Here is a 12,749-nt window from a genome sequence, read left to right on the forward strand (position 1 = left end):
ACTCACCCTCCTGTGATACCGCTTCTGCTCAAAGCAGCTTCTTCTTCACCACATTGTACCGCCTTCATGACAGCTCTGGCCTTGTTCCGACATTCCCGATATTCCCTGTACGGGTCTGAATCAATGACGATCCCCGCACCTGTCTGTAAATAGGCAGTGCTGCCTTTAACAGCTAGTGTTCTTATTATAATATTTAATTCCATATTGCCGTTATAGTCAATCCATCCAAGAGACCCTGTATAAGGACCCCGGCGAACGGGCTCTAATTCTTCAATAATTTCCATGGTACGCACCTTGGGTGCCCCGGTAATGGTTCCGCCTGGAAAGGTAGCAGCAATTACATCTATAGCTGTACGACCCTGGGCTAATTTTCCCTCAACCTGAGATACCAGATGCATAACGTGCGAATAGTATTCGACAGTCAGCAGTTCAGGCACATGCACCGATCCGTATTCAGCAATCCGTCCGATATCGTTACGCTCCAGATCGACGAGCATAATATGCTCGGCGCGTTCTTTTTCGCTTGATAGAAGCTCTGCTGCCATAGCGGCATCTTCATCCGGTGTTAGCCCCCTTCTTCTCGTACCTGCAATAGGTCGGGCGCTCACACGTCCATCCTCCAGCTTCACCAACAATTCTGGCGAGCCACTGACGATCCGTAAATCTGGCATACGCAGCATACCCATATAAGGGGAAGGATTCAGCAGACGAAGCCATTCATATATATTTTCAGGGAGGGCTGTAAGGGCACGTTGCTGACGAATCGACAAGTTAACCTGGAATACATCCCCTTGGGCAATGTATTCCTGCACACGTCTTACGGCATGTTCAAAATCTTGTTGGTTGAATGCCGCTGTCCAACCATCAGATTCTTGATGAGCAGCCTCTAACCCCTCTTCGGCAAGCCTAGCACAACGACGAGGGTACGCAGGATCAATCTCTCCTGCATTTATGATGTTATTCCACTGAATCAGCATACGTTCTGCACGTTGGGCAGCTTCCGCATAATGCTCGCAAAGTATGGGATTTGGCCCATCCCGTATAACGGGATTGGTCAAATCGGTATCACGGCTGACTTTATCGGAATGCGCAGGAGCAGGCATATGAACAGCACAATATATGCAGGATTTTTCGTGATCATAAATCCATAGCTCATTCACCCTCATCCATACATAATCAGGTATGCCCGTATCGTCTGCAGCTTGAGATGGCAAACGCTCCAACGAGCGAGCTACATCGTAGCCAAGATAACCCGCAAATCCCCCAGAGAAAAAAGGCATGCCAGGTACACGCGGTGCACGGTAAGGAGCGATCCAGTTGTTCATGACTTTCAAAGGTTGACCATGTATATCTCCATGTTTCCCACTTTGCAAATCAGTCCAAACTGCATGTTCTCCCTTGCCTTCCAATATAGCAACCGGATTTAAGGCCAGATAGGTGTACCGCCCACCTTTAGCGCTCTCCAGCAAAAAGGCATATGGCGACGAATCCTCCCAAGCCTTCCGCCACGATGACGGTAGCCCTCCCACAGGTAATGGGTACTCAGCGATATAGGGAAGTATGCTCCAGCCTTCCTCCTGCCAAACCTGCCACTGCGCCTCCGTCACTCTAGCTGTCGATTTCATCCGTGTGTGCTTCCCCTTCCCTACTTTTCAAAAAGTCTACATTCTCTCCTTAAAAAGAAACCCCCACCCCCCTGCAACAGGGAAATGAGGGAATCCTTACGTATAGTATACACAATTACGACATAATTACAGCTCGAAATTGTATAGTGGCGTACTCAGGTAACGTTCTCCATTACTTGGAACAATGACAACGATCCGTTTACCCTTGCCCAATTGCTTAGCAAGTTTCAAAGCCGCATGAACAGCCGCGCCAGATGAAATACCGGACAAAATGCCCTCTTCCTTGGCCACTCTACGTGCTACCTCGAAAGCTTCATCGTTTTCTACATGAATAATTTCATCATAGATATCACGGTTTAAAATTTCAGGAATAAAGTTGGCACCCAGTCCTTGGATCTTGTGGGGTCCTGGCTTACCGCCTGCTAACAGCGGGGAAGAGGCAGGCTCTACAGCCACAACTTTAATATCAGGGAATTCTTTCTTAAGCACTTCTCCGGCACCAGAAATGGTTCCGCCAGTGCCTATTCCCGCTATAAAAGCATCCAGAGTTCCGCCAATGGAACGAATGGCTTCCACAATCTCAGGACCGGTCGTTTCACGGTGAATTTTGATATTAGCTTTGTTCTTGAACTGCTCAGCAGCAAAATAATCCGGATTTTCACTCAGCAATTCTTCCATTTTCTTAACGGACCCATTCATGCCTTCTGATCCTGGTGTTAACACAAGCTCGGCTCCATAAGCACGCAACAAATTACGACGCTCTATGCTCATCGTTTCTGGCATAACGATGACTGCCTTATAGCCCTTCGCAGCAGCTACCATAGCCAAGCCGATTCCTGTATTACCGCTTGTTGCTTCAATAATGGTACCGCCTGGCTTAAGCAGACCTTCACGTTCAGCTTCTTCTACCATGCTAATCGCAATACGATCTTTTACACTGGAGCCTGGGTTCTGATATTCCAGTTTCAAATAGATTTCGGCGCTATCTTCCGGTACGATCCGGTTGAGGCGAACGAGGGGTGTTTCTCCGATAAGTTCGGTAATGTTATTAACAACTTTAGCCATGATAATTCCTCCCTGACTGTAGATGATATATTAAAAATTGCAAAATCATATTGTAGATGATTCTTAGTCAATTACTTTCATTTTGTGCCGTTCATTAATTTCCGATAAAAATAGTTGGTTTTATACGCTAATCATAACAATCTTCAATTCCAATGTCAATACGAGTGAATAAGCCGCGATGCTGTCAACCCGCGTTATCAGCATCGTGCTTCCTTCAAACCAATATTCTTTCACTACGTTACAGAGAAGCTTAGGATGCATTTTTTCCAGATAAAATACGCGCTCCATATTTATCACGCAGACCCTTCTCGACCTCTTCCAAAGGAGCGGCTTGTGCAAGCGCAAGAGATCGGCGAATTTGCTGCCGGATCTGCTGCTTATCCGGAGAATTCTTCAACCGAACATCCTGTACATAAATGACAGCATAGCCATCGTTAACAGAGATCGGACCTGCAACATCCCCAGAGCTTAGCTCTCTCGCCGCCTTCATGATCGCCTCCGGTTGCAATGGATCATATTCATCCACCCATCCCAGCTGTCCACTGCTATCTTTGTCGAAAGGCTTACCTGCATGCTCTTGAATCAGCACATCGAAGCTCTCCCCCTGCTTAACCCGATCTAGCAACGCTTCTGCTTCCTCCGCATTATCCACATAAAGAGCTGCCAATTGGATCTGCTTACCGACGGCAAATTCCTCAGGATGCTGCTCCCAATACTCGTCAATCTCCGCTTCCTGAATCTGAATACCCTGAGTAGCTATTTTCTCTAATCCAATCCGGTACTCCGCTTCATTCCGCAAATCAACCGGACCTAAGCCAAACTGTCGCTGCATTTCATCAAAATAGGCATGATCTGAGTCATACCCTTTACTATCCTGCTCCAGCACCTGCTGTAGATCCTCTTGGGTGATCTTGATACCGAGACGCTTGGTTTCAGCCTGCACGGCTTTACGATTCAACATTTGCAACAGCGTATTGGTTCCATATCGCTTTTTCAGTTCCGCTACCCACTGTTCCTCCGATATGCCTTCCTGACCCATCTCCGCCACAGTATGATCGCCGTCATCCTTGCTTACATCACCCGGCTTTGACAGCCCCCGAAGCATGATAAGACCACCCAAGGCGGCGACGCTAACGGTCAGAATAATGACAGCTGTCCATAATCCTTTTTCCCGTGTAGTCATCGCTTGCACCGCCCATCCGGTTAGGCTTTGGCTTGATCTAACAGATTTTGCAATTCATCTTTATTAAACTGATAAGCCTCATTACAAAAGTGGCATACGACCTCAGCCTGTCCTTCTTCCTCAATTAACTGCTCTAATTCGCTTTCTCCCAAACTGATCAATGTTTTTTCCACGCGCTCACGTGAACACTCACATTGAAAATGAATATCCAATTCATCGAGAATCCGAACGTCCGGCAGCATCCAGCGCAGCATTTCATCAAGTTCCAACCCTTGATCCAGCAAAGCAGTAACGGGTGGAATGGAGCTGACTGCATTTTCGATCGCAGTAATCTCATCATCATTCAAGCCTGGAAGCAACTGAATAATAAATCCACCTGCCACAATAACCGAGTTATCCGTATCTACCAACACACCCAAGCCCACCGCTGACGGGGTCTGTTCCGATTTGGCAAAATAATAGGTAAAGTCCTCACCCAGTTCACCGGAAATAATCGGAGTACTGCCGCGATACGGTTCTTTTAACCCCAAATCCTTGATGATATGAATGAAACCCTCTGTACCTACGGCACCCGCTACATCCAGTTTGCCCATACTATTGCTCGGCAAATGCACATGCGGTTCAGTAACATAACCTCGCACTTCCCCTACAGCATTGGCATCAACGACGATTTGCCCAATCGGTCCATCACCTTTAACTTGAATGGTCAATCGCTCTTTGCCTTTTAGCATAGAACCCATAATAGCACCTGCTGTGAGGGTTCGCCCCAAAGCAGCGGTTGCCGTAGGATGAGTATCATGCCTTCTCCGCAATTCCTCTACCAATTGAGTTGTCCGAACAGCAAAAGCTCTAACCCTTCCATCCATGGCTGTGCCACGAATAAGTCGATCCTGCTTATTTTCCATATTGATATCCTCCCCTATTCTCCAGGACAGCTATGCTGCTTATTTTCGTTAGTATGGCTCATCATTGAAGCATAATTTCCTATTATATAAACAACCTGCATCGACAGATCACGCGAATTGTTCAAAAACGTAACATATTTCAGTATAGACGAAAAACGCCGCTAATCCAAACCGATAAGATCATCGGTTGGACTCAGCGGCAGCTTATATCCACTTTTTTTATTCAGCGTTACGTTGGTAAATGATGCGTAATCCTTCGAGCGTCAACATCGGCAACACTTTCTGAATGCTCTCTGTCTCTGATGCGATTAGCTCTGCAAGACCTCCGGTAGCAATAACCGTAGGCTCCACCTGCATTTCTTCCTTAATGCGCCTCACAATGCCATCCACTTGCCCCGCATAACCGAAGATAATCCCAGCTTGCATGGCATGAACCGTATTACGACCAATAACCTTTTTGGGCTTCTCCAACTCGATGCGGGGCAGCTTGGAAGCCCGTTGATACAGTGCCTCCGTCGAAATCCCGATCCCCGGCACAATGACACCGCCCAAGTAGTTTCCCTTATCGTCAATACAATCAAACGTCGTCGCTGTTCCAAAATCCACCACAACCAGCGGCCCGCCGAATCGTTCGACAGCCGCAACAGCGTTCACGATCCGATCCGCACCTACTTCACGAGGATTCTCATAACGCAGGTTAAGACCAGTCTTGATTCCCGGCCCGACAATTAACGGCGTTTTGCCTATGTATTTATCGCACATTTCTTCTAATACACGGACCAATGGCGGAACGACAGAGGAAATAATCACTCCCTGGATGTCATCCTTTAATACGCCACCCATACTAAAAAGATTATGTATGAGTACGCCGTATTCATCTGCGGTTGCCTGTCTGGAGGTACTGATCCGGTAATGGTGCAACAGCTCCCGCCCTTCGTATATCCCCAGAACAATATTGGTATTACCTACATCCACTACAAGAATCAATGGGTGTCACCTATCTTTCTTTGCGTTAAGGTCAAGACTGATATCCAGGTTATGAAAAGAGTATGTCAGCCTGCCTACAGAAATCACATCTACGCCACTCTCAGCCATCTCACGCACTGTATCCAGCGATACATTGCCCGAGGCTTCTGTTTTGACATGTGGTGCCCGTTCCCGAATGAACCGAACGGCTTCCTTCATATCTTGGGCAGACATGTTATCCAGCATAATGATATCCGCCCCAGCTTCCAGGGCTTCCTGAACTTGTTTCATGTTTTCCGTCTCTACTTCAATGGTCATCGTATGCGGTATATTCGCGCGCGCTCGACTTACAGCCTGTTCAATTCCACCTGCACCCTTAATATGATTATCCTTAATCATAACAGCATCGTACAGGCCAAAGCGATGATTCGAGCCACCGCCTACACGCACAGCATACTTCTCCAGCAGCCGATGTCCCGGTGTTGTTTTACGTGTATCCACCAAGCGAGTGGACAGACCATGCAATTGATCTATAAAAGCCCGAGTCCGCGTGGCAATACCAGACATCCGTTGGAGCAGATTTAACGCCAATCGCTCCCCGGTCAGGATTGCATGGGTACTCCCCGTTACTTCTGCCAAAACGCTCCCCTTTTCAATCCACTGTCCATCGACTACCAGCGGAGTGAACGACAAGGAAGGGTCCACTACCTGAAATACAAGGGCAGCCACGGGTAACCCCGCAACCACGCCGCTCTCCTTGGCATGAATGACAGCCTTGGATTGGTGGCCCTGCTCAATCGTCCAGCGCGTGGTCACATCGCCAGAGCCCGTATCTTCTCGCAGCCAGCTGCGAATTTGTGCCGTCAGTTCTTCCTGATATCCACTAAACTCTCCATAAAGCTCGCTGTTAGATGTCATGAACGTACTCCTCCGTTATCCCTTGCTCACGTCGCTGCTGAACATGCTTTCGCCAGACGCTATCATCTGTCTCAGGGAAATCCTCGCGATAATGCGCTCCCCGGCTCTCCTCACGCAGCAGCGCACCATCTGTTACTAATAAAGCACAGGTGAGCAAATTGGCAAATTCGATCTCTTCCCGGCTAGCGATCGCAGCCTCAAAAATAGGCATTAGCCCTTGCAACTCATCTAATGCTGCTTGCAGCCCTTCGCCGTGCCGACGAACTCCAGCATAACGAACCATTGCTTCTTGCAGCCTATGCCGCTGCTCCGCGACGGATGAAGCCGGGAACTCTGTACGGTTATCGCTATAAGATATCAACGTATGGCCGACTAGCGGTGGCAATGAATGCAGTCGCTCAATAATCCTGCTGGCGAATACAATAGCTTCAGATAACGAATTGCTCGCCAGACGATTAGCTCCGTGAACACCTGTAGAAGAGGTTTCCCCGCATGCGAACAAACGCGCAATGGAGCTTTCCCCGTGTAGATTAGTCTGAACACCACCCATCATATAATGGGCAGCAGGCGCAATGGGGATCCAGTCTGTCGTCATATCCAAACCAAATGACAGACATGTCCGATAAATGGTTGGAAAACGTTGCTTCACCCGCTCAGGTGGCTCATGCGTAATATCCAGGTATACAAACGCAGCTTGGATGCGTTCCATTTCATGAATGATAGCACGAGCTACGATATCTCTGGGTGCAAGCTCCTGCCGGGAATCATACTTGTCCATGAAGCGTTCTCCGTGAATATTGCGTAATACGGCTCCTTCTCCCCGTACAGCTTCGGAAATTAGAAACCTTGGAGCGCCCGGATGACACAACGCCGTAGGATGAAACTGTATGAATTCCATATCCCGTACAATCGCCCCCGCACGATATGCCATAGCGATACCATCCCCGGTTGCAATATCCGGGTTGGTCGTATAACGGTATAATTGCCCGCTACCTCCTGAGCACAAAATCGTTGCATTAGCAGTGATATACGACCTTTCCCCACCTGGCTTTTGGACGAGGGCTCCAATACACTCACCATGCTCCGTCAGCAGATCAATTACCATGCATTCTTCCCACACTTCGATACCGGGATGGGCAGCAACCTGGTCTGATAAGGCACGTACAATTTCATAACCGGTAGCATCTCCATTCGCATGCAAAATACGCCGGTGACTATGCGCTCCTTCCCGTGTCAACGCTAGTTCACCATCCACACGGTCAAAAGCCGTTCCCATACGTATTAACTCTTGAATACCAACTGGACCTTCATGAACAAGGGTACTGACCGCCTCAGATTCACACAGACCTGCACCAGCAATCAGAGTATCTTCCATATGATAAGCAGGTGTATCCTCGTCCGATGTGACAGCAGCAATGCCGCCTTGAGCATAACGCGTGTTGCTTTCCATCAAAGTCTTCTTGGTAATCAGCAACACTTTCCGATTCTCCGCAGCCTTAATCGCCGTATATAAGCCCGCAATCCCCGAGCCGATAATTAACACGTCGGCCTCCAATCGGGTCAAGTCCGCTACATCAAAATCAACTAGATATCTTGGAATCATGCCTTCACCTGATTTCACAGAAGAATAGCGCACACCATAAGTTCTACAGTATGCGCTCACGTATATGTTCAAAATGATAGAGAGTCGATTGCAGCGACTGTTGGCTTTTATACGCTAAGAAGACGACAGCCGTTTATTTAACAATAAATGTACACAACGTTCCGATGTCTGTCAAATCACGTTAGCAATAATCTTCCATTTAAAAAGCTCCGGAAAACCAATAATACCTGGTTCCCCGGAGCTTACCTATACGCTTATTCAACTATCCATCGGATGATTAGGTTGTTGTCGGTGGAGTACCACCGGAGTTGCCCGAATTGTTATCATCCTCTGGCTTTTTCAGATTAGGGATATCATTCGGTTGATCCGTTGTATTCTTAGGCTCGTCATCCTTACCTTGAATACGTACACGGACGTCTCCAATGTTGTCGATCACAGGCTCACCGTTTTCCGGTGTTCCTTCTCCCTCAGTCGTGCCACCATCCAAAGAACCTGTCTCGATCAAACGTTTGATTTGTTCAAGTTCCAGAGTTTCTTCTACCAGCAAGGTTTGAGCAATCAAATGAACCTCTTTGGAATACTTGGTCAGGAGTTCTCTAGCACGCTCATAAGACTCAGTGATGAAGCGATTCATCTCCTGGTCAATCTGATAAGCGATCTGATCACTGTAGTTCTGCTCATGACCGATATCGCGTCCAAGGAATACTTGGCCTTGTGAAGTACCGAACTGCATCGGACCAAGCTTATCACTCATACCGTATTCTACGATCATGCTGCGTGCAATGCTTGTCGCTTGCTGGAAGTCGCTATAGGCTCCCGTTCCGATCTCACCAATGAACAGTTCTTCGGATACGCGTCCACCCAACAATCCAGTGATTTTGTCCAGCAATTCTTGCTTGGTAGTCAGCATGCGGTCTTCCTTCGGAAGCATGATGACATATCCGCCTGCACGTCCACGTGGAATAATCGTTACCTTGTGAACCATGTCGGCATTTTCCAAGAAGAAACCAATAATCGTATGGCCTGCTTCATGATAAGCAACAATTCGTTTTTCGCGGTCACTGATTACGCGGCTGCGTTTTTCTGTACCTACGATAACACGGTCGATAGCTTCATCTACTTCTCGCATCGAAATATCTCTGCGGTTACGACGAGCCGCCAACAAGGCAGCTTCGTTCAACAGATTTTCCAGATCAGCGCCCGTAAAGCCTGTTGTACGTTTCGCAATTACGTCCAGTTTAACATCCTTCGTTAATGGCTTGTTGCGAGCATGTACATACAATACTGCTTCACGGCCTTTAACATCTGGACGGTCAACCGTAATTTGACGGTCAAAACGTCCTGGACGAAGCAACGCCGGGTCTAAGATATCCGGACGGTTTGTAGCCGCTACGATGATGATACCTTCGTTTGCGCCGAATCCATCCATCTCTACGAGCAATTGGTTGAGCGTCTGCTCACGTTCATCATGTCCGCCACCCAATCCGGCGCCACGTTGACGTCCAACGGCATCAATCTCATCAATGAAAATGATACAAGGTGCGTTCTTCTTCGCGTTCTCGAACAAATCACGAACACGGGAAGCCCCGACCCCGACGAACATTTCTACAAAATCAGAACCCGAGATGCTGAAAAACGGTACTCCGGCCTCGCCTGCAACAGCTCTCGCCAAGAGTGTTTTACCCGTACCTGGAGGGCCCACTAACAGAACACCTTTTGGAATACGAGCGCCCACAGCTGCAAACTTGCGTGGGTCCTTCAAGAATTCTACAACTTCGACAAGCTCTTGCTTCTCTTCGTCAGCCCCTGCCACGTCCTCGAACGTAACCTTCTTCTTCTCTTCGTTATACAGACGGGCTTTGCTCTTGCCGAAGTTCATAACTTTGCCGCCACCGCCCTGTGCCTGATTAAACAGGAAGAAGAACAACAGGAACATGATCACCAAAGGAATGATAGAAGTCAAAAACGTCAGCCAAATGCTTTCGCCTTCCATTTTCTTCTGCACGTATTCAAACCCGTTCGTTTCGCTGGCATTCACCAGTTCACTTAGTGCTTGATCCGTTGGTGGAACATATACGGAAAAATTGGTCGATTTAGCATTAGCCGGCTGCTTCTTATATGCACCGGTTACAAGATAGGCGTAACCGTCAAATTGGACCGTTACTTTAGAGATGTTATTAGCTTTAACCTCTTGCCGTAATTGGTCATATCTAGGGAGATCGGAGGCTTCGTTACTGTTGCTAACAAACTGAACGATACCCACCACAACTAAAAAAAGAATCAAATAAAAACCAGAATTCCGGATGAACCGATTCATCCCCTACCTCCTCTCGAGACACTTAAGTTATTTTACCATAGCCTGTAAGTCCTTCTCAACAAAGGGCCTTATTTAGTCCTAGGACTGGAGGCTGAGATTAGCTGGTGTAGATTTCCGGCTTTAAGATCCCTATGTATGGGAGGTTCCGGTAGTGCTCGGCATAGTCCAGACCATAGCCGACAACAAACGCATCTGGAAGCGTAAATCCAGTATAATCTGCTTCAAGATTAACTGTCCGGCGTGCAGGCTTGTCGAACAAGGTTACGACACATACCGAATTGGCATTACGGTTTTTAAGCAATTCAATCAAATGGGTCAGCGTCAGGCCGCTGTCGATAATATCTTCGACAATCAGAACGTCGCGTCCTTCTACAGATGCGTCCAAATCCTTAATGATTTTGATGATACCTGAGGATTTTGTGGATGCTCCGTAACTTGATACAGCCATGAAATCAAGCTCCAACGGCACTGTAATGGTTTTAACCAAATCAGCCATAAAGATAAACGCACCTTTCAGTACGCAAATCACCAATGGATTTTTACCTTCATATTTCACGCTGAGCTGTGCACCCAATTCCTTAATTTTACTCTGAATTTCTTCTTCGCTGATCAATATTTCCTGAATATCATTTTGCAACGGTGTAAACCTCCTAAGTTTATACTATGAAAGCCGTTCCTGCGCAATTACCGGTGCCCCGGACTCTCTCGTCTTTGCCATGACATATATATAACCGAAGACGTGTGCTTTTGCACTGCGGCATGTACAGAACGTCGTACGCCAGGAATCCAGAGAATAGCTCCAGCGTGGTCGCAGACGATGGGAGTAACGGAACGCATTGAAGGAGGTATTTTTTCATCAATAAAAATATCTTTAACCTTTTTTCTTCCGTTTAATCCCATTACATACATGGTATCTCCAGGTAATCGCGAGCGTACAGTCAAAGGCAGACTCAATTGATCTGCGTCGAACCACGCTTCCTCCTTATTCGCCGGATGGTCCGCATCCGAATAGGAAGCCCTTCGCCACCGAAGTATACCACCTGCCTCAGGCAACTCTAGCTCACCGGAAAAAGGCAATACACTTAGTCCATAGCACCATTCGCCCATAACGACTTGCGTACGGTCAAACAAAACCGCCTGGTCATATTCGCGGACTCCAACCGCACCGCCTCCCAAATCCAAACTCCATGTAGACGATGCCTCTTGGAGAAGTCTTAGTCGAACGGTCTCAATTTTACGAAAATCAAAATTTTCACTGTCCGAAGGCAGATAATTTAATATTAGTTTAATCAACCTCCGTTGTAAAGCAACGGATAGCTTACGGTATGAAGCGATGGGAAACATGTACCTGCCATTATCCAAGCGCACCATTTTCTCGTATGCCGACAGCGTGGATGCCTCCATAAAGTCATTTTCGTCAGCCATCGTTTCGGCCAGCCGGTTTAGGGACGGTGTCAGTCGCTCATTATATTGCCCCAAAAAAGGAAGCACATCCATGCGAATGGCGTTACGACGGTATTTGGATGATAAATTAGTGCTGTCTATCACATAGGAAAGATCATAAAAGTTACAAAACTCAATCAGGTCAGCCTTGTACATACGTAGCAGCGGGCGAATGAGTTGCACATTTTTTTCCCTGCGCGCCAAACGCATACCTGCCAAACCTGCTGGGCCGCTACCACGCAGCAAGTGCAAGAGAACCGTTTCGGCTTGATCGTCGCCGTGGTGAGCCATTGCAATATGCTGTGCTTCCCACTTTGTAGCCATATCATGTAAAAAGCTGTAGCGCAGCTCGCGGGCTGCTTCCTGTGGTCCCTTCCCGCTCTCCTTCATATAAGCGGGTACATCCACCCGAGTCATTTCAAATGGTAGTTCGAGCTTTCGGGCAATATTGCGTACCTCTTCAGCCTCCGCATCCGATTCCTCTGGTCTGAAGCCATGATGAACGTGAGCGCAGACGAGTTGTAAAGGCATATGTATAACGGATATTTCATGTAAAATGTGCAAAAGGGCCACCGAATCCGGCCCACCGGATACAGCAACCACAATGCGGTCTCCGGGGCTCCACAGTGAATGATCTCGCGCCAAGGCGAGCACTTCCTGTACAACACCGGTCGGTTTTGTTGTTCCCATTTACGACCCTCTTTTCTCCCGACCGTAAAAATGA

The 12,749-nt window shown here is 47.7% G+C and carries 10 protein-coding genes; all 10 read right to left on the reverse strand.

Translation table 11 applies throughout. The features are described 5' to 3' along the window. Window positions 1-2: 2 nt before the first annotated feature. A complete protein-coding gene (locus MHB46_RS13945) occupies window positions 3-1,625 on the reverse strand; it encodes an anthranilate synthase component I family protein (RefSeq protein WP_069290762.1) in 1,623 nt (540 codons plus the stop codon). 126 nt (window positions 1,626-1,751) lie between these two features. After that, the gene (cysK, locus tag MHB46_RS13950) at window positions 1,752-2,690 is read right to left on the reverse strand and encodes a cysteine synthase A (protein ID WP_061831241.1); all 939 of its coding nucleotides are present in this window, start codon (window positions 2,688-2,690) and stop codon (window positions 1,752-1,754) included. Window positions 2,691-2,940: 250 nt separating this feature from the next. Next, window positions 2,941-3,873: a peptidyl-prolyl cis-trans isomerase gene (locus tag MHB46_RS13955; RefSeq protein WP_341162621.1), complete on the reverse strand. Its 933-nt coding sequence runs from the start codon at window positions 3,871-3,873 to the stop codon at window positions 2,941-2,943. Between the two features lie 20 nt (window positions 3,874-3,893). Then, window positions 3,894-4,778, reverse strand: a complete 885-nt coding sequence (gene hslO, locus MHB46_RS13960) for an Hsp33 family molecular chaperone HslO (RefSeq protein WP_061831243.1) — start codon at window positions 4,776-4,778, stop codon at window positions 3,894-3,896. Between the two features lie 219 nt (window positions 4,779-4,997). Next, window positions 4,998-5,765: a type III pantothenate kinase gene (locus tag MHB46_RS13965; protein WP_013368697.1), complete on the reverse strand. Its 768-nt coding sequence runs from the start codon at window positions 5,763-5,765 to the stop codon at window positions 4,998-5,000. Between the two features lie 6 nt (window positions 5,766-5,771). After that, window positions 5,772-6,662, reverse strand: coding sequence for a carboxylating nicotinate-nucleotide diphosphorylase (gene nadC, locus MHB46_RS13970; protein WP_341162622.1), 891 nt, complete (start codon window positions 6,660-6,662; stop codon window positions 5,772-5,774). Beyond that, the gene (gene nadB, locus MHB46_RS13975; protein WP_341162623.1) at window positions 6,652-8,265 is read right to left on the reverse strand and encodes an L-aspartate oxidase; all 1,614 of its coding nucleotides are present in this window, start codon (window positions 8,263-8,265) and stop codon (window positions 6,652-6,654) included. Before nadB ends, nadC begins: the two co-directional genes overlap by 11 nt. A 277-nt stretch (window positions 8,266-8,542) precedes the next feature. Then, window positions 8,543-10,582, reverse strand: a complete 2,040-nt coding sequence (gene ftsH, locus MHB46_RS13980; protein ID WP_341162624.1) for an ATP-dependent zinc metalloprotease FtsH — start codon at window positions 10,580-10,582, stop codon at window positions 8,543-8,545. 97 nt (window positions 10,583-10,679) lie between these two features. Continuing rightward, window positions 10,680-11,219 (reverse strand): hypoxanthine phosphoribosyltransferase, encoded by a 540-nt coding sequence (hpt, locus tag MHB46_RS13985; RefSeq protein WP_025721686.1) that lies wholly within the window; start codon window positions 11,217-11,219, stop codon window positions 10,680-10,682. A gap of 47 nt (window positions 11,220-11,266) precedes the next feature. After that, complete coding sequence (gene tilS / locus MHB46_RS13990) at window positions 11,267-12,715, reverse strand: tRNA lysidine(34) synthetase TilS (protein WP_053324327.1); 1,449 nt, start codon at window positions 12,713-12,715, stop codon at window positions 11,267-11,269. Window positions 12,716-12,749: the final 34 nt, after the last annotated feature.

It is taken from the genome of Paenibacillus sp. FSL H7-0703, from assembly GCF_038003485.1.
GTDB lineage: Bacteria > Bacillota > Bacilli > Paenibacillales > Paenibacillaceae > Paenibacillus > Paenibacillus polymyxa_B.

Bases quoted from the DNA above. Each gene is read 5' to 3' on its own strand.
- MHB46_RS13945 (WP_069290762.1), bottom strand. From the start codon at position 1,625: ATGAAATCGACAGCTAGAGTGACGGAGGCGCAGTGGCAGGTTTGGCAG.
- cysK (WP_061831241.1), bottom strand. From the start codon at position 2,690: ATGGCTAAAGTTGTTAATAACATTACCGAACTTATCGGAGAAACACCC.
- MHB46_RS13955 (WP_341162621.1), bottom strand. From the start codon at position 3,873: ATGACTACACGGGAAAAAGGATTATGGACAGCTGTCATTATTCTGACC.
- hslO (WP_061831243.1), bottom strand. From the start codon at position 4,778: ATGGAAAATAAGCAGGATCGACTTATTCGTGGCACAGCCATGGATGGA.
- nadC (WP_341162622.1), bottom strand. From the start codon at position 6,662: ATGACATCTAACAGCGAGCTTTATGGAGAGTTTAGTGGATATCAGGAA.
- nadB (WP_341162623.1), bottom strand. From the start codon at position 8,265: ATGATTCCAAGATATCTAGTTGATTTTGATGTAGCGGACTTGACCCGA.
- ftsH (WP_341162624.1), bottom strand. From the start codon at position 10,582: ATGAATCGGTTCATCCGGAATTCTGGTTTTTATTTGATTCTTTTTTTA.
- tilS (WP_053324327.1), bottom strand. From the start codon at position 12,715: ATGGGAACAACAAAACCGACCGGTGTTGTACAGGAAGTGCTCGCCTTG.